Source organism: Cryobacterium sp. 10I5 (genome assembly GCF_035019865.1).
Taxonomy (GTDB): domain Bacteria; phylum Actinomycetota; class Actinomycetes; order Actinomycetales; family Microbacteriaceae; genus Cryobacterium; species Cryobacterium breve_A.
In genome coordinates this window covers 1-22780 of record NZ_JASJVI010000031.1, presented here as the reverse complement: position 1 = coordinate 22780, position 22780 = coordinate 1, and the positions used below count along the sequence as shown (strand labels likewise).

The following is a 22780-nucleotide window of genomic DNA, read 5'->3' as shown; positions in this document are numbered from 1 at the left end:
GACTGACGACTGACGACTGAGTCTCCGCCGGACGTTGACCCCGCCACCGGGCCGGCTCCACCTGACGTCAGTGAGTTCCGTCCTCATTCAGTCGGTGTCGCGGAGGATCGGGTTCTTACTGGCGAGGAGGACGTGTTGCTGCTCGGGGTCGAGTCCCGGTGGTGGGGTGAGCCAGTAGCGGCCGGTGTCGTCTCCTGTGACGCGCCAGTGTTCGTTGTGAAGCCGCAGGTGGTCGGCCCGACAGAGCAGGATGCCGTCGTCCAGGTTGGTCTGGCCGCTGTCGTCTTTCCAGTGGTGGATGTGGTGGGTCTCGGTCCAGGAGGGTGGTCGGTCGCAGCCGGGCCACATGCAGCCGCCGTCCCTAATGGCGAGGGCGGCCCGTTGGGCGGGGCTGAAGGTGCGTTGTTCCCGGCCGAGGTCGACACCCCTCCCGTGGTCGTCGAAGGTCACGTCGAGGATCCCGGTGTCGCACCGGTTTCGCTCCACGGTCTCGGCCGAGACCGTGACCGCAGTTCCCTCGATCACGCCCGGCTGGAGTGCGGGCGCGTCAGTCTCGCTACCCGCCCCGGCATCAACCGCGGGTTCGGCCACGGCGCCGGGACTCGTCCCGGTCGGTGCAGTGCTCGTGGGTGCGGCCCCGGTCGACGCGATCCCTGTGGATGCGGTCTCGGACTGTGAGGCGCCGGTGGGTGTGGTCCCGGTCGGTCCGGCGGCGCTTGACGCTGGCCCGACGGGCGATGACCCGGTCGGGGCAGCGCCGGTCGGGGCGGTGCCGGTCGGGGCAGCGCCGGTCGGGGCGGTGCTTCTCGGGCGGATGGTGACCATGCGCACGGCGGGGCTGCGACCGCCGGCGATGCGCTTGGGGTCGGCCTTGACACCGAGTTTGATCAGAGCAACGAATCCGTCCGCGGTGAGCTGTTCGGTTGTGCGCGGGTCATCCTGCACCCGTCTCGCCCAGGCGGCCTGCTCCTTGTCCATGAACCGCACCCCGCCCCGACGCGGGCTCGTGATGGCGTCGTATGTGCTCATCAGGTATTCGCCGTCTTCCGGGGCGAAGAGGCCGATCATGCGCACCTGCCCCGTGTGGCGCCGGTAGAACCGCAGGGACCGGTCGTCGTAGGCGGCTTTCTCGCGGGCGGCGATGCCGGCCTCATCGAGCACGTCCCGCACCCGGCGGGCCCGCTTGAACAACTGATCCGCGTTCAGGGTCCGTGCCTCGGCGAGGAGCCAGGCGAGGGCGCTGGCGAGTTTCTCCGGTGTGATCGCCCGGTCCAGGTCGCCCAGGCCTTTGCGGAGCGCATCGGCCTTCTCGACGCTGAGCCAGCCCTGGGCGAGGGCCCGGCCGATCGGGGCGTGCCACGGCGGCACCGCGGCCGGCGGAACCGGCGGAAGGTGCGGGGCCATCCCGTCGAGGGGCGGTTGCTCGCCGTTCCCGCCCTGCCCGTCGAGCCCATCGTTCCCGCCGTGTCCGCCCTGCCCGTCGAGGGGCGGAGTCTCGTCGAACAGCTTCTGCGCCTCGGCGGCTTCCCGGGCGGCCTTCTCGGCGGCATCGGCCTCCGCGAGGAGACGGCCGACCGCGAGCAGCTTGGCCGCGTCACCCTTGCTCGACCCGGAGATGGTCTGAAGCAGGTCTTCCGGGGAGCGGTAACCCTGCCGGGCCGCGAGGCCCTTGCCGCCGAGTTCGGGCCGGGACCGGCGGGCCAGGGTCGCCGCGAACCATGCCGCCTGAGTCTCGAGCGCCCGCCGGGCACCGGCGATCAACACCTGCCCCTCCAACACGGCCTCGTCAGTGAGTGCGTCGACGGCGGCTGACGAGCCACCCAGCCCGGCGACGACATCCGCCATCGACCGCAGCCCGGCGAGCAGGCCGCCCTGCACCGACTCACGGAACACCCGGTCGGCGTGCGGCTGATCGGGTGAAGCGGGCGACTCCGGGAGGGTGGTCATGCCCCCACATTACGACCGACCACCGACACTCTCTGAGCAAGGCTCAGGTATGTGGAAACCTCTTCTGATCAGGAACCTGGTGAGGAGAATGCACAGGATCAGAAGCGTCCGTGACCCGCGGGAAGGGGTATGCGGCGTCAGGCCTGACGGGGAGACTCCGCCATGAACTCGGCGAGGGTCGCCTCGATCGTGGCGAACGACCACCGATAGGCAGCCTCCCGGTCGCGCACGGCGAGCGCGTGCGCGAGCTCGTGATGGCGATGTGCCGAGGGTGGCGTGTACGAGGTGATTGTGAACCGCTTCTCCTCTTCGCGGGTACGGAGCAGTGCCTCAACGGTGCTCGCGAAGTGACCCATGACGGCATTCCCGGAACCGCGCAGGATCTGGGCGTGGAAGTCGACGTCGGCCTCGAGGAAGCCTCGACCGTCACCGTCACGGTCGGCGACGACCATCGCGTCCGCGGCAGCCGAGACCGCCGCGAGTTGCTCGTCCGTCATGGCTTGCGCGCTCAGTCGGGCCGCGACGGGCTCGATCCCGAGGCGCATTTCGAGCATCTCGCGCATCTGGGTGAAGTATTCGGGTCCACGGCCGCGCCAGACGATGATCTGCGGATTCATCAGTTCCCAGGAGGTGCGGGGCAGTACCTGGGTTCCGACCCGCTGCCGCGGCTCGATCATTCCCAGCGACTGCAGCACGCGCATCGCCTCCCGCAGCACGGACCGGGAGACGGCAAAGGTCGCGCTGAGCTCGTCGAGGTTCAGGATGTCGCCGGGTGCGTAGCGCGCATCGACGATCGACTGGCCGACGGCATTGACCACACGCGCGTGCAGGCCGCCCACGCGCAGGGAATCCGTGACGGTGCCGCTCTGCATCTGCACTTCTTTCCCTAGGCGAAGCCGTGGGGCCTCGAAGCCCCCACCGAGATCGTACCCACCCCGCAGGCACTGCCGCGATTCGGGGGTGGCGCCCGCGCACATCTTGTGCGACACTCAATTATCTGATTTATCAGACTATTGCTAATTTTTTGACGATGGGGTCGCAGGGACGCGGCCTCGGAATGGAATCTGAGATGAATCTCGCCCTTGCGGTTCAGACGGCCACCCAGTCGGCGGCCCAGTTGGTCGTGCACACAGCCGACCCGATCAAGCCGGCCAGCAGCGACGCCCAGCTGATCATCGCGGCCGTCGTCGGCATCGCCGTCATCATCACCCTCATCACCTGGCTCCGCGTGCACCCGTTCCTCGCCCTCGCGATCGGCGCCGTCGGCGTCGGCGTCGGCGCGGGACTCGCCCCGAGCGCGGCCGTGACGAGCTTCAGCACCGGCTTCGGCGCGACGATGGCGAGCGTCGGCATCCTCGTCGGCTTCGGCGCCATGTTCGGAAAGCTGCTCGCCGACTCCGGCGGAGCCGACCGGATCGTCGACTCCCTCGTGAGCCGATCGACGACCCGCACCCTGCCCTGGGTGATGGCGCTCATCGGCGGCCTGATCGGCCTGCCGATGTTCTTCGAGGTCGGCCTCGTGCTCCTGATCCCCGTGATCATCCTCGTCGCCCGCCGCAGCGGACTCTCCCTGATCCGTATCGCGATCCCGGCCCTCGCCGGCCTTTCGGTCATGCACGGCCTCGTGCCGCCGCACCCCGGACCCCTCGTCGCCGTGACGACCCTGGGCGCCAACCTCGGCCTGACCCTCGCGATCGGCGTGCTCATCGCCATCCCGACCGTCATCATCGCCGGCCCGGTCTTCAGCAAGTTCGCGGCCCGCTGGGTCGACGTGCCCGTACCCGCACTGTTCCTCACCACAGCCGACACCGGTGAGGTGACCCACACCAAGCGCCCGAGCTTCTTCGTGACCCTGTGCGGCATCCTGCTTCCCGTCGTGCTGATGCTCGCCCGCTCGATCGCCGATGCCCTCGCGCCGGGGTCGACCGCGCCGCTGAACGCCGCGCTCGACTTCCTCGGCACCCCCATGATCGCCCTCGGCCTCGCCGTGATCTACGCCATGATCTTCTTCGCCCGTGGCGGCGGCATGACCCGTGCAGCAGTCTCCACGTCGCTCTCGAACTCCCTGCCCCCGATCGCCGGCATCCTGCTCATCGTCGGCGCGGGCGGCGGTTTCAAGCAGGTCCTGATCGACACCGGGATCGGAACCGTCATCGCGAACGCCGTCGCGGGCAGCAGCGTCTCGATCCTCCTCCTGGCCTGGTTCGTCGCCGCACTCATCCGCGTCGCGACGGGTTCGGCAACGGTCGCGACCGTGACAGCAGCCGGCATCCTCGCCCCGGTCGCCGCAACGCTCGGCGCGACGGATGTCTCGCTCATGGTTCTCGCCATCGGCGCCGGTTCGCTGTTCCTCTCGCACGTCAACGACGCGGGCTTCTGGCTCGTGAAGGAATATCTCGGCACCACCGTCGGGCAGACCCTGAAAACCTGGACCATCATGGAGTGCCTCATCTCCGTCACGGGCCTCGCCGGCGTACTCCTGCTGAATATCGTGATCTAGCATGACCGACACCGAACAGCTCTTCGAGAACCAGCAGCCCGTTCTCGTCATCATGGGCGTCTCCGGCTCTGGCAAGTCCACCGTCGCCGGCCTCCTCGCCGGCCAGCTCGGCTGGGACCTGGAGGAGGGTGACGACCTGCACCCGCAGGAGAACATCGACAAGATGTCGGCCGGGCATCCGCTCGACGACGACGACCGTGCACCCTGGCTCGAGACGATCTCCTCCTGGATCATCGAGCACACCATGGCCGGCGTGCCCGGGATCATCACGTGCTCCGCACTCAAGCGCAAGTACCGCGACGTGCTCCGCGAGCACAACGTGATCTTCGTGCACCTGACCCTGCCGACGGACCTGATCCTGCGCCGCCTCGCCACCCGCCAGGACCACTACATGCCGGTCTCGCTGCTCGACTCCCAGGTCGCGACCCTCGAGGCGCCCGGCGCCGACGAACGCGCCATCACGATCGACGCCGGGCGTGCGCCCGCCGCGGAAGCCGCGGAGATCGTGCGACGCCTCGGCCTGACCCCGCGTCCCGGATCGTCGAGCCTCGGAGCTCCCGCCCCAGGACAGTCGTCCGTGCACCCGGTCGCCGCGGTGGCCCAGAAGGCCAGGCCCTAACGGGCTTGCGCCGACCGCGCGACGTCTCCACGCGAACGACCCCCGCTCAGCGGGGGTCGTTTGTGCGTGCGGGCCACGTTTGTCAGGTTATTCACCCCGGATTCCGGTACGGTATGCGTGTGTCGCTTCGGACGGAGCGATTCATCGCATCCGCTTCGACCGGATGCCGGCAGTGGGAGACGAGATGAGGCTGGCAGGCTTCTCCGCCTCGTTGCACCCGCACCGTGCTCCCCGCACCGCTGGTCTCCGTACTGGCAATCTCCGCACCGCGCTCCTCGCGGCCCTCGCCCTCATCGCTGTTCTCGCCTGCGTGCTCTTCGCCCATGCCGGCGCCGATGGCCAGGACGTGAACGTCCCAGCGGCGATCAGCCCGATGACGATGTCCGCTTCTACAACCGCGTCAGCCTCCACCGGCCCCGCCGGCATGGTCCTCTCCGGCACCGTCGCGCAAGCCGTGGCGCTTTCCGCCTCCGTCGCCGTGACCGCAACGGCCGCGGCCACCGGCATGGCCCGCACGATCGCGGCATCCGTCGGTCAGCGCGTGTTGTGCTTCGAGGGCAACTCCCTCGGCGGCGGCGCGATGGCCGCGATGTCCTGCTCTTTCCTCCTCGTCCTCGGCAGCCTCCTGCTGATCGCGGGCGGCCCGTCCGCCCTCGGACTCCTGTTCGCCGTCGGCGGTTTCGTGGTCGGCTCCTTCCGCACCATCGCGCTGCACCTGCACCGCCCGAGCCTCACGCTGCTTTCCGTCAGCCGCATTTAGGCCGAATCCCGCTCCCGCGCTTCTCCGGCCCTCCCGCCGAACGGATGCGCTCCCCTGCCGTTTTCACCGGCACCCGCGGATTTCGACCCTATGACCTGAATGGACTGCTGAACATGTGCACATCTTCCTGCCCGACGCTCCTGGACCGGATGGGGACGGCGTCGTGAAACGCGCCGGACTGTTCGGCCGGGGCGCGGCCCGTGAGGCGGCGGCTCCCGTCGACGCGACGAACCGCCTCGCAGACTTCGACTACCTCGAGCCCCGAGAGGTCTACCTCGACGCCGCCTGCCAGAGCTTGCGCCCGCAGCCGGTGATCGACGCCGTGAACGAGTACTACACGAGCTACAACGCTTGCGGCGGCCGGGTCAAGTACGCCTGGGGCAAGCGGGTCGACGAGGAGGTCGCGGCAACGCGGGCCGCGGTCCTCGACCGGCTCGGCCTGTCCGCGCGCAGCCACGCGGTCTCGTTCACCCTCAACACGACCTACGGAATCAACCTGCTGCTGCAGCAGCTCCCCCAGGGTCGCTTCGGCCGGGTCGTGACGAGCCACGCAGAACACAACTCGGTCTTCCTGCCCACGATGACCGCGGCCAAACGGCTCGGCCTGCCGAGGCTCGTGCTCGACCGTGCCCCCGATGGCGCCCTCGTCTACGACCCGGCGCAGCTCGAACGCGCCGTCGTCGTCGTGAACGCCGCCTCGAACATCGACGGCAGCACCCTGACGAACCTCGCGGACCTCGTCCGGGACACCCACGCCCACGGCGGCATCGTCATCCTCGATGCCGCCCAGGCCATGGCCCACGAACACACGCTGCTCCGGGGCACCGACGCCGACGCCATCTGCTTCTCGGCGCACAAGATGTACGGGGCCAGCCTCGGGGTCATCGTGACCCGGATCGAGCTGCTGCGCTCCCTCGAGATCGGTTTCGTCGGCGGCGGCATGGTGACGGATGTCCGGGCAGACTCCTTCGACCTCGTCACGGATGACCCCGGCGCACTCCTCGAACCGGGCCTGCAGGCCTGGGGCGAGATCATCGCGCTCGGCCGCGCGCTCGACTGGCTCGGGCACGTCCGTCCAGGCGGCCTGTCACCGCGCGAACACATCGAGAGCCTCTCCGGCCGGCTGTTCGACGGTCTCAGCGCCATCCCCGGCCTCGTCGTGCTCAACCACGCCGCGAGCCCGGTGATCAGCGTCTACGCCCCGAAGCAGGATTCGCACCGGCTCGCAGTCTTCCTCTCCCAGCAGCAGATCATGGTGCGCAGCGGCTACTTCTGCGCCCACCACGAGCTCAAGGAACGGCTGGGGCTCCCCCCGCTCCTGCGCTTCTCCCTCGGACTCCACTCCACTTCGGCGGACATCGACCGGGCGCACGACGCCCTCGCCCGCCTCCTGAAAGGCCTTTCCTAAGTGTTCTGCATCGCAGCATTCATCGTTCTCCTGTTCATGGCGGCCATCTCGGCCCGATATCGCAAATACCTTGCGAAGGCGTGGAACTGTACGTTCCGGCGAATCACCTTCCGCCCCTGCGACACCACCTTCAAGCAGGACATGAAGGACCACATGCTCGCCCCGATCGCCGCGCGCAGGCCCGGCCTGGTCAAGCCGGCGAGCATCGGCCTCGAGGTCGTCGCGGTCCTGATCATCCTGACGACCATCTGGAGCGGGTACGAGGTCGTCAAGAGCGGCGTCAACCTCTACGTCTACGGAACCTGCAACAAGCAGGACTCGGCGTCCTGCAGCCTCGGCGCCGAGGCATGTTCCATTCCGGACCAGACTCCGGGCTTCGGCGATTCCCTCGCCGCGTGGGACGTTGTCGGCGCCTTCGGCAATGAGTTCGCGAGCCTCGGCGAGACCTTCTCCGCCATCCCGAGCCGGATGCAGAACTGGGATGCCACGGCATACCTGCCCGCGGACGCGACCTACCTGAACCCCTACGACGCGAGCAAGAAGACCGCGCTCGAGGTCATCGACCCCGGCTGCACCTACTGCCTGCAGCTCTTCAACAACATCGAGAAGGCGGGCTTCGGCGAGAAGCAGAACCTCAGCTACATCTCATACCCGATCCAGTCGGCGACCGGCTACAAGTTCAAGAATTCCCTCCTCGTCACCGAGCAGCTCGAGGCCCTGCGCCTCAACCCGCTCGAGGGCGCGACCACTCCGGTCGACTGGGCGATCCTGAAGCGCATCTACACAGAGAAGAACGACGCCGGCGTGTCCTGGCAGGTCTCGATCAACAGCATGGACTCCGCGGACGCGAGCGCGCTGCTGCAGGGCTGGGAGCTCGAATTCGGGCTCAGCCAGGCGCAGGTCGACCACGTGGACCAGGTAGCGGCATCCGACCAGGTCACGCAGATCATCGCAGCCAACAAGAAGACGGTCGAGGAGAGCATTCACACCGTGAAGATCCCGACGATCATCTTCGACGGCCGTCGCCACGACGGCCTCGTCTCGGTCGGCGACCTGGGCTAGCCCGTTCGTGCGCTGAGGTGTCGCATATCGACGTTAAATCGCATCGCGAACATCGATATGCGACACTTCACGGGTGTTGAGAGCGGATGCCGGGGTCAGGGCTTCCAGACCATCAGCACGACGACCGCGACGAGCATCAGGCTCGCGACACCGGAGCCGGCGGCGATCCGCGGGTAGCCGGCGGCCTTGGCGCCGGCTGCATCCGTCGCGAGGGACTCTGCGGCGGCCTTGAGCGCCGGCACGACGAGGAAGAGGTTGATCGCGAGCGCGATCACGTAGAGCACGAGCGAGAGCCACACCCAGGTCGATCCGAAGGTCCAGGCGTCGTCGGCTTCCTTGAGGCCGAGCGCCCCGAACCCGAAGAACGCCACCACGATCGAGAGCAGGGTGAAGATATTCACCGACTTCGCGAGGGTCGCGACGGGACCCGCCTGCCCGGCCCGGATGGAGCGCATGGCGGTCATCGGGAGGATGGCCATCGGCCCGACGATGAAGACGGCGGCGACGATGTGCAGGATGTTGATCAGAATATGCATGCCTTCAGGCTAGAGCCGTTCGGGTCAGGCCGGGTGCACGACACCGGGGTGGTCTGCGGGCAGGCCGTGGCGCTTTCCGGCGTGCAGCATCCGCAGGTTCTTCGTCTGCCAGTCGTGCACGGCCTGGTGCTGCGGCTCGAGCGCGCGCAGCTCGGCGCACGCCGTGACCTGGCGGCCGCAGGAGCACAGCCGTGGCGTCGTCTCGTCGGCGTGGTGCAGCGTGCCGAGGCGCCAGAGCACGGCCATCGCCCAGTCGATCTGGTGCTGGGCGAGCTCCGCCTTCCGCTCGGCACGCTTGACGAGGTCGGTCTCGAGGATGCCGCGGAGTTCCGTGCCCGGCGCGTGCTCGAAGTCGCGGGCGGCAATCCGCCGAAGGTCGTCGACCTGGCCGGTCAGGCGGGCAACGGCGGCGTCCTTCTCGGTGTCGCTCGCCTGCGCCTTCTCGGCGAAGCGCCGGTGCTTGTCCTGCTGCTCGGCGAACTGGCCGAGCCACAGTTCGACGTGCTCCGCGTCGCGCCGCTCGGCCTTCTCCGCGCCGAGGTGGTGCAGGCACAGCGCGCAGACCACCTGGTCGCTCGCCGAACCGAAGGTGAATGGCTGCAGCGACCGGCAGCAGAAGCACTGGGCGAGCACGGGCACGTACAGGGGATACGAATGGGTCACGAGAGGATGTCCTTGGTCACGAATCGGCCGTAGGCGAGTGCCCCGAACACGAGGATGTAGCCGCCCTGCAGCAGCGCGTTTGCCCCGAACGACGTCCAGTCGATCGGCTGGCGCAGCAGATCGGCGAAGTCGAGCCAGTAGTGGCTGAAGAGCCACGGATGCAGCCAATCCAGTTGCGGGAGTGCATCGAGCACCTGGGCGGTCACCGAGAGCACGATCGTCGCGGCCATCGCGCCGACGGGCACCTCGGTCAGGGTCGAGATGAACAGCCCGATCGCCGAAAGCCCGAGCAGGGACACCGTGACATACGACGCGATGAGCAGCGAGCGCAGCACGGACTCGCCGACCCCGATGGTGTCGCCGGAGAGCAGGGTGACCGGGCCGACCGGGAACAGGGCGGCGCCGATCAGGGCGCCGGAGACCGCGACGGTCAGGGTCGCTGCGACGCAGAAGGCCGCGGCTCCCGCGTACTTGACCAGCAGCAGGCGCACCCGACCTGCCGGGGCGACGAGCAGGTAGCGCAGTGTGCCGAGGTTGGCCTCGCCCGCGACGGTGTCTCCGGCGACGACCCCGACGGTCAGCGGCAGGAACAGCGGGATCGACACGATCAGGGCGGTGATCGCGACGAAAAGGCCGTTCTGGGTGATCCGGTCGAGGAAGGCCGGGCCGCGTCCCGGCGTGACGGGGCTGCTGGTCAACCGGACGGCGATGGCGATGAGCACCGGGATCGCGGCGAGCGCCGCAAGCATCGCCCAGGTGCGGCGGCGACGGAAGAGCACGGTGAGTTCGGAGCCGAGGAGGGCGGCAGCGGATGCCCCGCGCGGCCTCGAGACGGAGGTCGCGGCGGGCCCGGTCTGGTCCGGCTCCCTCGGTGCGTGCCCGGCCTGGTCGGTCCCGGTCACGACCGGTTCCCTGGGATCACTGGGCGACATCGAAACCCTCCCCGGTGAGTGCCACGAAACGTTCTTCGAGGGTCGCAGCCGCGACGGTGAAGCCGCGCACGCGAACCCCGGCGGTGACGAGCGCCGCGACGATGACTTCCGGCTCCGGTGCGGCGCCGGTCAGTGCGGCGCTCAGGTGGCCGGGTGCTCCCGCGGCCGCTACCACGGTCACGGGAGTGAGCCCCAGCCGTTCGAGAACCTGCCTGGCCGCCGCGGTGTCCGGAGTGTCGAGGCGCGCGTGCGCCTCGCCGGCGCCGCGCAGCTCGTCGAGGGTGCCCTGGGCCACAAGGGTGCTGGCGCGCATCACCGCGACGTGGCTGCACATCTGCTCGACCTCGGCGAGCAGATGGCTGGACACGAACACGGTCGTGCCCTCCGCGGCGAGCGAGCGCACAAGACTGCGCACCTCGCGGGTGCCCTGAGGGTCGAGACCGTTGGTGGGTTCGTCGAGCACGAGCAGCTCGCGAGGCATCAGGAGCGCGTTGGCGATGCCGAGTCGCTGCTTCATACCGAGCGAGTATGCGTGCACCTTCTTGCCCGCCGCATGGGTCAGGCCCACGCGCTCGAGGGCCTGCTGCACCCGTGCGCCCCTGCTGGCCGACGGGGCGCCGGGGTCCGCGGTGTCGAGCCGCCGCAGGTTGGCGGTCCCGGAGAGGAACGGGTAGAACGCGGGGCCCTCGACAAGGGCGCCCACGCGCGGGAGCACCGCGCGCAGCGACCCGGGCATCGAGCGGCCGAGAAGGCTGATCTCTCCGCTCGTCGCGCTCGCGAGGCCGAGCAGCATCCGGATGGTCGTCGTCTTCCCAGAGCCGTTGGGCCCGAGGAAGCCGAAAACGGAGCCGGTGGGCACGGCGAGGTCGATGCCGGCGACGGCGGACTGGCGGCCGAACTGTTTGGTGAGACCGTGGGTTTCGATGGCCAGTTCGACGGATGCGATGGCGGGGCTCACCCTCCCACGGCGGCGGCCTGGAGCCGCTCACTCGGAACGGAGCCGGCGAAGACCCGCCCGTCGTCGGTGAGCAGCACGCTCACGAGGGCGGTCGAGATCACGCGCCCGCCGGAGACGGCGGTCGTGAGCTCGCCGAGCAGCGGCGAGGAGGACAGTTCGGCGGGCACGGAGCCGGCCGGGAGCTCCACGACGGCGTCCCAGCCGGTCCCGGAGATCGTTACGCCGGCGAGGAACTTCTCCGCCTCGGCCTTCATGGTCGCGTGGTCGGCGGCATCCTTCTGGCCGAGGGCCGCGGCGTCCGGAAGGGCCTGCTCGGTCACGCTCGCACCGGCGGGCGGGGAGAACGCGAAGAGGGAGGCATCCGGTGCACCTAGGCTGAGCTCGGTGAAGGCGAGCCGGAACGCCGGCTTCTCCTGCCCACGGGCGGTGACCTCGACGGCGAGCGGCAGCCCGGTCTGGGAATCGACCGAGATCGACACGGTTCCGACGAGGGTCCCGGTGGTCTTCGGGGTGAGCACGAGGTCGTAGACGCTGCGCCCGGCGACGCTGCCGTCCGTGCCGACGGAGACCGTCGTGCTCGGACCGACGGCGGAGAGGAACTTCGCGGCGAGCTGCTCTGGCGTGGCCATGCCGCCCTTGCGGGCCGAGTCCTCGCCCGCGGCGTCCTTCGCCGGCAGGGTCACGTGGGCCGCGGAGTTGTCCTTCGAGTTGTAGAGCCAGACGTCACTGCCGTTGCGGACGAGGTCGCGTTCGGCGAGGTTGTCGAGCACCTGCAGGCGGATGTTGTCCGGCCCGTTCAGGTAGACCCTCCCGGTGTGCGACCCGGTCAGGAGTTCGAGGGCGGAGGCGGCCCCGGTGTTCGCGCTCGCGCCCGGCCCGGTCGTCGGGAGCTCAGGCAGGCCGAGCTCCGAGGTCTGCTCGAGGGTTCCAGAGAGCGCGTCGACGGTGCTCGTGCCGACGAGGGCGAGCACCTGCTCTGGCGTCTTGTCCGGAAGGTCGACGGCCGCCCCCGCCGTGAGGGGCACGGCGAGCGCACCGACGGCGATGACGGCGGGGATGACGATGGCCGGAAGCCACTTCGTGAAGGTTCGGGGATTCATGAGAACGACCCCTGAGTGTCGCGATTCATAGTCAGATCCTACGTCCGACCGGGGGCCTGTGCACGGCCGCCGGCGGGCAATCCCGGCGTGCTGGGCGAACTCCCAGCACGCCGCACCCGCTCACGGCGTGGGGGCGAGCGCGCGCAGGTCCTTGCGCAGGATCTTGCCGGAGGTGGACTTGGGAATGACGTCGATGAACGCCACCTGCCGCACCTTCTTGTGCGGCGCCACCCGCTCGGCGATGAAGGCCATCACGTCCCCCGGCAGGAGCACCTGGCCGGGAAGCACGACGACGAAAGCCTTCGGAACCTCCTGGCCGTCGGCATCCGGTGCGCCGACGACCGCGGCGTCGGCGATCGCCGGGTGGCTGAGCAACAGTGCCTCGAGTTCGGCGGGCGCGACCTGGTAGCCCTTGTACTTGATCAGCTCCTTGAGGCGGTCGATGATCGTGACGTAGCCCTCCGCGCTGACGGTCGCCACGTCGCCGGTGTGCAGGAAGCCGTCCGCCTCGAGGATCTCACGGGTCGCCTGCTCGTTGCCGAGGTAGCCGAGCATCACGTTCGGACCCCGCACGAGCAGTTCGCCGGGCTCGCTCACCCCGACGTCGGGAATGACGATGTCGCGGCCGGTCTCCGGGTCGACGAGCTTGCACTCGATGTTCGGGAGGGCGAGGCCGACGACGCCGTGCGGGATGTCATCGCGGCCCCGGGGCATCGCGTGCGAGATCGGGCTCAGCTCGCTCATGCCGTAGCCCTGGCGCACCTGGCAGCCGAGACGGTCGGCGACGGCGTGGGCGAGCGAGGCGTCGAGCGGAGCTGCACCCGAGAACAGGGTGCGCAGGCTCGACAGGTCGTAGTCGTCGACGAGCGGATGCTTCGCGAGGGCCACGGCGATCGGCGGCGCGATGAAGACGTAGGTGGCCCGGTAGTCCTGGATCAGCCGGAGGAATTCCGGCAGGTCGAAGCGGGTCATCGTGATGACCGTCGCCCTGGCCGCGAGGGCGATGTTGAGCAGCACGGTCATCCCGTAGATGTGGAAGAACGGCAGTACGGCGAGAACCCGGTCGTCTGCGGTGCCCTCGAGCACCGGCATTGCCTGGGCGACGTTGGCCACGAGGTTGCGGTGGGTGAGGATGACCCCTTTCGGCCTGCCGGTGGTTCCGGAGGAATAGGGCAGCACCGCGACGTGGGTGGCCGGGTCGAAGACGACGACCGGTGCGGGGTGACCCTCGAGGATGAGGTCGGCGAGGGACAGTCGGGAGCCGTCGCCGTCGAGCAGGGCGACGGCATCCGCTGCCAGGCCGGCGAGCTCGGCGGCCGCACTCGCCTGGGGCAGGAACGGTGCGACGGTGAAGAGCAGCCGGGCCTGCGAGTCGCGCAGCTGGGAGGCGATCTCGGCGGCCCCGTAGAGCGAGTTGATGGTCGTCGCGGTCGCGCCGGCACGGAGGATGCCGTGGAACATGATCGCGAAGGCGGTCGAGTTGGGGGCGTGCACTGCGACGACGTCGCCGATGCCGATCCCCCGGGCGGAGAGGGCACCGGCAACGGCGTCGATGCCGGCCACGAGCTCGCGGTAGCTCGTCGACAGGCCGGTGGCCGCGTCGATCATGGCGGTGTGCTCCCGGTCCTCTTCCGTGATCGAGCCGAACAGGTAGTCGTAGACGCTCAGGTCGGGAATCTCGACATCGGGGTGCGTGCTGGCGATGATCATCGGTATCTCCTTCGATACGGTGTGCGAGCGGGGCAGGGCACTGGGCAGGTGGGTAACGGGGCCGGCATGGACTGGCTTGATCGACGCCAGGGCATATGGCCGGGTCACGCCCGGAAGGCCGCGAGAAAGATCGCCGGTGTCTTCCACCACGACGGCCGGCTGACGAATTCGGTGAGGAGCCGGGTGGTCGTCGCCGCGCTCCGCGCGCTGACGAACCACGGCGGCTTCGGGAAGAGCGCGAATTCGCCGTGCCACGCCGAGCGCGGGAAGGGCCGGAACGGCCCGCGGACGATGGTGCGCTCGGTGTCGTCGAGCAGGAGCGCATTGTGCACGACGCCGATACCGCTTTGCACGTCGGTGAGCGAATGGCCGGGGAAGGCCCCCCACGGCGCTCCCGCGGTGAGGAACCCTACGCCGGTCCAGGCGTTGACGGCGATCGTGCCGTAGCGCAGGCGCTCGAGCGCCGCGGTGAACCCCGTGCCGAGCCGGCGGATCGTGGCAGGGGTGCCGAGGATGTTCGCGCCGAGGGTGCCGAGGAAGTCCTCGTTGGCCGCGGTGACGGCGGCATCGAGGAAGGCCTGTCCGGTGCCTTCGAGTTCGATGACGCCGAGCACGGGAGCGAAGGCCTCGACGCCGGTGAGCGCGGCGGGGTCTTCCGTTCCGGCCTCGATCAGGAGGCGACCGCCGTCCGGGCCGAGCCGGGCGGCCGAGGGGTAGGCGGCGAGCGCGTCGTCTACCCGGGAGTTGCTGCCCGGGTACCACGGCGGCCGTGCGGGTGCTGCGGCCAGGGCCGCCCGGAGAGCCGCGAGGAAGTCCGCCTTCTGCGGCCAGTCGCGGCTGAGAACGACCACCTGCCCGGCGATGCAGTTGTAGCCGCCGTTGTGCAGGCGCTGGGTGGCCACGTGCTCGGCCTGGAAGATCAGGTCCCGGCGACTCCATTTCCCAGGGAGGACGATGATCGGCGCGACCCCGCCGAGTTCGCTCGTGATGGGCTTCTGCAGCAGCGGGGTTCCCGCGGCGTGGCGGGCGCGTCCCTCGGCGCCCGGGCCGAAGACGACAACGTCGTGGGTCGCCGCACTTCCAGTGATGTGCACATGACTCACGCCCTCGTGGTGCGCCAGGTACCCTCCGACCGCCGCGCCGCCGGAGACGATGGAGAGCAGGCCCGCCTCGATGAGGGGGGCGAAGGCATCCGTGTAGACGGGTGACAGGGCATCGAGCACGGGATTGAGTTTGAGCACCGAGACCCGGTTGTGCGCGATCAGTTCGTAGAGCACGTCGAGCGGCGGAATCGACGTGATGTTGCCGGCTCCCAGCACGAGACCGACTCCCCCGGTACGCGACGGATGCCGCTGGCCGAGCCCGGCACGCGACCGCGCCTCCTCCTCCGTCACGCCCGGCCGGAGCCAGGCCTCAGCGGAGAACCCGTGCAGCAGGAGCGCCTCGTAGGGGGTGCCCGGGAGCACGGGGACGGTGATCCGCCCGCCGGGGGCGCGCCCGAAGCGGGTGGTCCGGAGTGGGCTCTCGCCGCGGGCGAGGGCCGTGATCGAGTTCTGCAGGATCGCGAGGTTCGTCAGCACGACGTAGGGGCCGGAGATCCACTCCTCGCCCACGAGGGGAGAGCCGGGGTCGAGCCCCTTGGCCTGGGCGGCGACCCCCACCCAGCGTTCGGCCTGGGCCGCGACGCCTGCGGCGACGGACGAGAGGAGCGCGGAGCGCGCCGCGAGACTCCGGGCCGCCCACCGGGTCTCGCCCGCGGCGAGGCCGGAGACGACCGTGTCGAGGGACGCGCGTTCTGCAGCGGAGAGTTCGGTGGCGGGGTTGACGGCTGTCGGTTCTGTCGAGGTCATCAATCTCCCTTGATTGCTGCCGATGGCTCTGCCAGCAGGAACCGGACCGCGGGTGCGGTCGCGCCTGCTGAACCAGCAGAGTACCGCACGGCCCTCGACGGGTCCCCACCCCAGTGCGCGGCACGGCGGCGCGCGAGCGGATGCTGCGGCGAGTCTCGCTCCGCGTGCCGGGAGTCGCCGTTCCACCGGGCGATCTCGGCGCCGACGGCGACAGTCGACAGGCGTGCGCGCGATCGCGCTGGCCACAGCGGGAAGAGACCGCGGGTTCGGATCACCGAGCTTTCGGGACGATCAGTGATCCGGACCACGGAGGGCATCGAACCCTGGCGGCCTCGGGCGGCCGGAGACCGGTTCGTTTCTGGTGCTGACCAGCGTCTGCGTCTCACCTGACCGCACGTTGATCTCCTGAAAACGTATGGCGTACGCCCAGGGTTCGCAACCGATGCCCGACACGGCCGCTCAACGGCATCCGCCCTTCGAGGCGAGTGCCTCCGTGCTCGAAAATGCCAGTAAAACAAGACTTGATCAGGCATTTACTGTGGAGGCGCTGGCGCGGCACTCGGCGGCTTCCTGTGCCGAGGTCCGTCGGATGGGGTGACCTTGCGCTGATCCGGCGCAAATCCGAGGGAAAAAAGAGGGAAATCCGAGGGAAGCCAGTGGGGTTACGGGCCGGTCAGGCGGAGGAAAGGCCGTATGGGGAGCACCGTCACCCTCGGGCGATGCCGGTGCTCCCTGGGGGTGACCGGGTCGAGTGACTCGACCCGGTCACGGTCTCACTTCGCGGTGAGGGTCTGGGCGGCGTATCCGGTGCTGCCGGTCGCGGTCGTGACCGAGACGACGAGCTGATGGCTGCCGGGGTTAAGGGAGTTCCGGTACACGCTCCAGGTGCCGGCGTTCGTGACCTGAGTGCTCAGCATCTGGCCGTCGATCCGGATCAGCACGCTGGAGCCGGCGAGGGCCGTCGTGGTGCCGGCGATGGTCGGGGCGGCCGGGTTTGCGATCGCGGTCGCGCCCCCGGTGATCGTGACGGCGGGAGCCGTGCCTCCCGCGACGCGCACGCGGCTGAAGGTGCCGGTGTTGCCGGACGGGTCGGCGACCGAGGGGACGACCGCGTATGCGCAGTCGGCGGACTTGGCCGGAGCCATCGCCCAGACGCCGTACTGGTGCACGCTCGCGGTGAGCGAGGTCGAGGCAAGGTTCACCGTGACCTCGCCGTTGGTCGAGAGGGGGGCACAGGCGCTCCCGGCGGAGGCGGCCGGGGCGAGAGCGTTGGTGTCGATGATGAGCTGCTGCGTGGCCGACCCGGTGGCGCCCGCCGCGTTCCTGGCCGAGACGACGACGGTGTAGGTGCCGTTGTTGAGCTGGTTCAGGCGCACGCCCCAGAGCCCGCCGGACAGCACCTGCGTCGTGAAGACCTGGCCGGAGATCGTGACCTGCACCTGCGTGCCGACCGCGGCATCCGTTGTGCCCTGGATGACCGGCGCGTTGTAGTTCGTGGTCCAGGGCGTTGCCGGCACGACGGGCGGGACGACGACGGGCTGCACGACGACCGGGGGCACCACGACCGGTGCGGTGGTCTTCAGGGTCTGGGTGGCCTTTCCGGTGTTTCCGGCGGCGTCCGTGATCGAGGCGGTCACGGTGCGGCAACCGACGGCGAGCGTGGCCGGGGTGACCGACCAGGTGCCGCCGGTGAGGACCTTCGTGTTGAGGGTCTGGCCGGAGACGGTGACCGTCACGATCGATCCGGCGGACTCGGTGGTCGTCCCGGAGATGACCGGGGTGGCGTTCGAGGTCGTGACCGTGCCGGAGCCGCCGGTGATCGTGACGACCGGGGCGGTCTTGTCGACCGTGAGGGTCTGGGTGGCGGTGCCGGTGTTGCCGGCCGTGTCGGTGATGCTCACGACGACCGGGTATGAGCCCTCGGCGAGGGTGACAGGGGTGACCGACCAGGTGCCGCCCGCGGCGACGGTGGTCTTCAGGGTTTGGCCGGCGACCGTGACGGTCACGGCGGTGCCCGCTGCCTCATCGGTGCTGCCGGAGATCGTTGCGGCGGTGGCCTTCGTGACGACCGCTGCGCCGCCGGTGATCGTGACGACCGGGGCGGTGGTGTCGAGCGGCACGACGGTGGCGACGGTGAGGTTGCTGATCAGGTGGGTGTCGGTAGTGGAGCCGGTGCCGGCCGCGAAACCGAGCTTGTAGGTCGGCGGGGCGGCATCCGTCATCGTGTACTGCAGCACCCGGGCGAGTGGGCCGCTCGTGGGGAAGGCCACGTAGACGGTGACGGTCGGGCGGACGTCGGCGGATACGACGACGCGGATGCGCCGGGCCATGGCGGCGGTCGGCGTCGAGACCGAGGTCTTCGTGCGCAGGGATTGGGTGGTTGGGTCGAGGTTGACACTGCTGAGGAAGCAGTAGCCGATCTTGGCCTGGCCCGGCCCGCGCAGCACGATCGAGTTCGCCTTGGTATTCGTGGGTTCTGCGGCGGCACAGCCCGTACCGTGGCCGTCGTTGCCGGTCGTGAAGGCGCCGAAGGCATCGAGTCCGAGACCGAGGTACCCGCCGTTGATACCGTTCGGGGCAGCCGGCTGGTTCTTGTTCTGCGCATAGCCGAGCGAGCTTCCCAGGCCGCCGATGGTCGTCACGTCGGCGGCACCGTTTGCGAGGAAGAAGCTCAGGCCGTCACCGCCGTATCCGCTGCCGAACTGGTACTGGTCGAACGTGACGTCGAGGCCGTTCTTCGACGCGAAGGTCGTGTTGTTCACGACGCCGGCGCGCGCCCAGTACGTGCTGTCGGTGAGCTGGAGGTAGCCGGAGTCTGCGGTCGCGTCGGGCGCGTTGAGGTGCGTTGCGCAGCCGCCGAGCGCGGTGCCGTCGGCCGCGGAGACCGCGGTCGAATGGGTGAGGCACGAACCGCCGAAGGCGCGCCAGGCGGCGTCGCTGGTCGTCGAGCCGGAGAACGACTCGGTGAGTACCGTCGTGCCGGCGACGGGGACCTGGGCCGTGGGAGCAGCGGATGCGGGAGCGGCTGCCGTGGCGACGATGCCGGCCGCAAGGACCCCGGGGGCCACGAGGAGCGCGAGCAGGCGCCGCGAAAGGGCGCCGCGGGCCACGCCGCGGTTTCGGTTGTTCAGGGGGCTGTGCACAGTGCATCTCCTACGTTGCGTGCCTGCCTCTCTGTGCAGGTCTGCCGAAAAGGTATGGGCTGCGGAATCCCCGCGCAACCGGCGCCCCCACGGGCAGCGAGGGCGTCGACGGTGCACGGTGGCAGCGCAAGATTCCGCCGGTCTCATCAGGAAATGCCGGCCGACGGGCTGTTCTCCCTGGCTCGTCCGGGCCAGCGTGACTCGTCTGGGGCGCATCCTGCCGGCTCGTTGCGCGAAACCTGCGCGAAACATGCGTGAAGTGCCGGGGCAAAATGTGGCCCGGACCGGGCTCCGTGGCGACCGGAACGCACGTCAGCGGAGCGGTGCGGGGCCCGTCACTTCTGCGGGAACACCGGGGAGGACGAGCACGAACCGGCCGTGACGATCGCCGGGGACGGCTTCCACCGTGCCGCCCGCCGCGACCGCGACCCGGCGGGCGAGCGCCAGGCCGAGGCCGGCGCCGGGGCTCTCCGCCGCCCGGTAGCCGGGCGTGAACAACAGCTCCGGGTCGAGGTCGCCGACTCCCGGCCCGTCGTCGGTCACGCTGATGCGGATCGAACCGCCCTGCGCCACCGCCGTGACGGTCACCCGCGTCCGGCCGTACCGCACGGCGTTCTCGAGCAGCGGCGCGAGGGCACGCAGCGCGACGGCCTGCGGCACCCCGAGCTCGAGGCCGGCCGATGCAGCGACAACGATCTCCGGCGCGCCGTCGGCCGACGCCGCCGCTCCGGTCACGGCGGCGACGGCGGCGTCCAGGACAGCGCCGACCGGCGCTCGCTCGTCCCGGTTCACCTGGCCCCGCGATACCGCGAGCAGGGTGCCGATCACCTCGGTGAGCTCATCGACGGATGCCGTGATCCGGCCGAGCCGTTCGGCCTGCGCCAGCGAGAGCGCAGGGTCCAGCCCCGCGAGCTCGGCCTCGGCCCGGATCACCGTCAGGGGCGTGCGCAGTTCGTGGGCGAGTTCGGCCGTCAGGCGCTGCTCCGCGAGGATCGTGCGGGAGACCCGGGCCAGGAGGCCGTCGAGGACCTGGCCGAGGCGAGTGAGTTCGTCATGGGGCTCGCCGAGGTCGAACCGACGGTCGAGATCGGCCGCGCTCCACTCGGATGCCCTCCGGGCCATGACTTCAACGGGCCGCAGCGCACGGCGAACGGTCCAGGCCGCCATCGCGCTGACCCCGAGCACGACGAGAACGGCAAGACCGATGCCGACCAGCAGGGTGCGGGTTTCTGTGCGCTGGTAGGGAGCCAGCGAGACTCCGACGACGGCGACGGCGACCTGCTCGGTTTCGCCGGGGAGCACCACGGGAACCCCCCGGAGCCGCCAGTCGCCGGTCTCCCGCTCGGTCGGCTCGCTGACGGAGCTCAACGCGGCGAGTTCCGTCGCGAGTTCGGGCGTTCCCGGTACCCGCTCGGCATTCGGGTCAACGGCATCGGTCGGGCCGGGCGGCACACCGGAAACGAGTCTCCCTGAGGCGTCGTAGATCCAGGTCACGTCGCCGAGGTTGCCCGTGATGTCCCTGGTGACGCCGATGCCGTCGCCCACCCGGATGACCGTCGAGGCTGCGGATGCCGTCCGCTGATTCAGGAGGCTGTCGATGTCCTCGCTCACGACGTGGCTGAGCACGATCACGGTGAGGGAGAGCAGCGCCGCCATTCCGAGAGTCGTCAGCAGCGCCGTCGCGAGCACCAGCCGGCGACGGAGCGAGCGCAACCGGGGCAGGGCCGGCACCCGCAAGCGGCGCGCACCCCCGGCGGGACGGTCCCTGGCTCCAGTCATCGAAGCGCGTACCCGACTCCGCGCACCGTCTCGATGCGGACGCCGGATGGAGTCTCCGGGACGGCATCCGCCCCGGGCTCGGCGGTCGGCTCGGCGTCGAGGCTTTCGAGCTTGCGGCGCAGCCTGCGCACGTAGGAGTCGACGGTGTTTTCGGCGACGATGGCGCCGTGCGGCCACGCGGCTGCCACAAGGTCGCGCCGGCGGACGACCTCGCCGGGGCGGGCGAGCAGGGCGGCGAGCATCCGGAACTCGGTCGGAGTGACGGCGATCTCGAGGTCGGCCCTGGCCACCGTGAACCGCTGGGGGTCGAGGCGGAGGCCCGCAGGCTGCCGATACGGCTCCGGCCTGCCCCGGCGGGCCAGGGCTCCGACCCGCACGAGCACCTCGGCGAGCGCGAACGGCTTGCCGAGGTAGTCGTCTCCTCCGGCGTGGAAGCCGGTGACGATGTCCTGCACCCCCGTCCGCGCGGTGAGGAACAGCACGGGCGCGAGCTGCCCGGCGGCCCGCAGGGCCTGGCAGACGTCACGACCGTCTGAGTCTGGCAGGCCGATGTCGAGCACGATCACGTCGACGGGCCGGCCGGGGCCGAACAAGGCGACCGCTTCCGCGCCGGTGTGCGCGAGCAGCAGGGTGTAGCCGGCGCCGCCGAGCGCCTCGGCGAGCACCCGGCGGATCAGGGGGTCGTCTTCGCAAACTCCGACCGTGGGCATGGGGCAATCGTACGCAGTGCCCGCGGGCCGCCCGTGTAAATAGTGCGTGTCAACCGGGGAGACACGCGAGCCGGTCAGGCGGCGGGCAGGTTCGGCGGCCTAACCTTCAGCTGCACGAGGTCTTCGGCCCGTCCACCGCCGCCCGGCGCCGACTTCCTGTTCGCACTCCACGCAAAGGCACCAGCATGAACCTGATCCAAGCCCTGATCCTCGGCATCGTCGAGGGAATCACCGAATTCCTCCCGGTCTCGAGCACGGGACACCTCACCCTCACCGAGAAGCTCCTCGGGCTCCGGCTCGATGACCCGGGGGTGACCGCGTTCACCGCGATCATCCAGTTCGGGGCGATCGTCGCGGTGATCCTGTATTTCCGGACCGACATCATCCGCCTGGCCGTGGCGTGGTGGCAGGGCCTCTTCCACCGCGAGGCGCGACTCGCGCACGACTACCGCTTCGCCTGGTACGTCATCGCCGGTTCGGTGCCGATCGGCATCGTCGGCTTTCTCGGCAAGGGCCTGATCGGGGGTCCGCTGCGGAACCTGTGGGTCGTCGCGGCAGGGCTGATCGGCTGGAGCGTCGTGATGTTCATCGCCGAGCGCGTCGGCAAGCGCAACCGCCCGGAGGAATCGACGACCCTCAAGGACGCGCTCGTCATCGGCGTCATGCAGTGTGTCGCGCTGATCCCCGGGGTGTCCCGGTCCGGTGCGACCATCAGCGCCGGCCTGTTCCGCAATCTCGACCGTGTTGCCGCGACCCGGCTGTCCTTCTTCCTCGCCATCCCAGCGCTCACCGCGGCGGGCGCCTACGAGGGCCTCTCCTCGGCGAGCGACATCTCGGCCTCCGTCGGCTGGGTACCGACGATCGTCGCGACCGTCGTCAGTTTCCTCGTCGCCTATGCCACGATCGCGTGGTTGCTGCGACTCGTCGCAAAGCACAGCATCACCGTGTTCATCGGGTACCGGGTCGCGCTCGGCCTCGTGATCGCCGGCCTGCTGGCCACTGGGGTCGTCGCCGCGACCTGACCTCACCCCCACCGTCCCTCTCTCCGCGAGAGTACGAATTGGGCCCTTAAGCCACTCGTTTATGGGCCCAATTCGTACTCT

18 protein-coding genes are annotated in these 22780 nt (G+C 69.8%); 6 read left to right on the top strand and 12 right to left on the bottom strand.

Features of this window, described 5'->3' with window-relative positions; all coding sequences use genetic code 11:
- Positions 1-87: 87 nt before the first annotated feature.
- Together QN350_RS09890 and QN350_RS09885 are read right to left on the bottom strand one after the other, a co-directional pair.
- Entirely contained in the window at positions 88-1947 is a 1860-nt protein-coding gene (locus tag QN350_RS09890) for a DUF222 domain-containing protein (protein ID WP_322138449.1), read from the bottom strand.
- 137 nt (positions 1948-2084) lie between these two features.
- Positions 2085-2819 (bottom strand): FadR/GntR family transcriptional regulator, encoded by a 735-nt coding sequence (locus tag QN350_RS09885; protein WP_323516310.1) that lies wholly within the window; start codon positions 2817-2819, stop codon positions 2085-2087.
- Between the two features lie 197 nt (positions 2820-3016).
- Between QN350_RS09885 and QN350_RS09880 the strand changes: the two genes are divergently transcribed.
- The 5 genes from QN350_RS09880 (at position 3017) to QN350_RS09860 (ending at position 8296) form a co-directional block, all read left to right on the top strand.
- Positions 3017-4447: a GntP family permease gene (locus tag QN350_RS09880; RefSeq protein ID WP_322138450.1), complete on the top strand. Its 1431-nt coding sequence runs from the start codon at positions 3017-3019 to the stop codon at positions 4445-4447.
- Between the two features lies 1 nt (position 4448).
- Complete coding sequence (locus QN350_RS09875) at positions 4449-5066, top strand: gluconokinase (protein ID WP_281533539.1); 618 nt, start codon at positions 4449-4451, stop codon at positions 5064-5066.
- A 184-nt stretch (positions 5067-5250) separates the two neighbouring features.
- Entirely contained in the window at positions 5251-5826 is a 576-nt protein-coding gene (locus QN350_RS09870; protein ID WP_322138451.1) for a hypothetical protein, read from the top strand.
- A 163-nt stretch (positions 5827-5989) separates the two neighbouring features.
- Positions 5990-7234, top strand: a complete 1245-nt coding sequence (locus QN350_RS09865; protein ID WP_322138452.1) for an aminotransferase class V-fold PLP-dependent enzyme — start codon at positions 5990-5992, stop codon at positions 7232-7234.
- Positions 7235-8296 (top strand): hypothetical protein, encoded by a 1062-nt coding sequence (locus QN350_RS09860; RefSeq protein WP_322138453.1) that lies wholly within the window; start codon positions 7235-7237, stop codon positions 8294-8296.
- A gap of 95 nt (positions 8297-8391) precedes the next feature.
- Here QN350_RS09860 and QN350_RS09855 read toward each other — a convergent pair whose 3' ends face one another.
- From QN350_RS09855 to QN350_RS09810, 10 genes are all read right to left on the bottom strand, one after another.
- A complete protein-coding gene (locus tag QN350_RS09855) occupies positions 8392-8832 on the bottom strand; it encodes a DUF2269 family protein (RefSeq protein ID WP_281533545.1) in 441 nt (146 codons plus the stop codon).
- A gap of 24 nt (positions 8833-8856) precedes the next feature.
- Positions 8857-9495, bottom strand: a complete 639-nt coding sequence (locus QN350_RS09850; RefSeq protein WP_322138454.1) for a hypothetical protein — start codon at positions 9493-9495, stop codon at positions 8857-8859.
- Positions 9492-10427, bottom strand: coding sequence for an ABC transporter permease (locus QN350_RS09845; protein ID WP_416173011.1), 936 nt, complete (start codon positions 10425-10427; stop codon positions 9492-9494). The genes QN350_RS09850 and QN350_RS09845 overlap by 4 nt, the downstream gene beginning before the upstream one ends.
- Positions 10414-11385, bottom strand: coding sequence for an ABC transporter ATP-binding protein (locus QN350_RS09840; RefSeq protein ID WP_323516307.1), 972 nt, complete (start codon positions 11383-11385; stop codon positions 10414-10416). The genes QN350_RS09845 and QN350_RS09840 overlap by 14 nt, the downstream gene beginning before the upstream one ends.
- Positions 11382-12485, bottom strand: a complete 1104-nt coding sequence (locus QN350_RS09835; protein ID WP_323516303.1) for an outer membrane lipoprotein carrier protein LolA — start codon at positions 12483-12485, stop codon at positions 11382-11384. The genes QN350_RS09840 and QN350_RS09835 overlap by 4 nt, the downstream gene beginning before the upstream one ends.
- 120 nt (positions 12486-12605) lie before the next feature.
- Positions 12606-14192, bottom strand: a complete 1587-nt coding sequence (locus tag QN350_RS09830) for an AMP-binding protein (protein WP_416173053.1) — start codon at positions 14190-14192, stop codon at positions 12606-12608.
- A 107-nt stretch (positions 14193-14299) separates the two neighbouring features.
- Positions 14300-16045 carry an aldehyde dehydrogenase family protein gene (locus QN350_RS09825; protein ID WP_322138459.1) on the bottom strand — a complete coding sequence of 582 codons (1746 nt, stop codon included), beginning with the start codon at positions 16043-16045 and terminating at the stop codon, positions 14300-14302.
- Between the two features lie 773 nt (positions 16046-16818).
- A complete protein-coding gene (locus QN350_RS09820; protein WP_322138460.1) occupies positions 16819-19188 on the bottom strand; it encodes an Ig-like domain-containing protein in 2370 nt (789 codons plus the stop codon).
- Between the two features lie 312 nt (positions 19189-19500).
- Positions 19501-20967, bottom strand: a complete 1467-nt coding sequence (locus QN350_RS09815; RefSeq protein ID WP_322138461.1) for a HAMP domain-containing sensor histidine kinase — start codon at positions 20965-20967, stop codon at positions 19501-19503.
- Positions 20964-21677, bottom strand: coding sequence for a response regulator transcription factor (locus QN350_RS09810; protein WP_322138462.1), 714 nt, complete (start codon positions 21675-21677; stop codon positions 20964-20966). The genes QN350_RS09815 and QN350_RS09810 overlap by 4 nt, the downstream gene beginning before the upstream one ends.
- Positions 21678-21862: 185 nt before the next feature.
- On the opposite strand from QN350_RS09810, the gene QN350_RS09805 reads away from it, so the two are divergent.
- A complete protein-coding gene (locus QN350_RS09805; protein WP_322138463.1) occupies positions 21863-22699 on the top strand; it encodes an undecaprenyl-diphosphate phosphatase in 837 nt (278 codons plus the stop codon).
- Positions 22700-22780 lie beyond the last annotated feature (81 nt).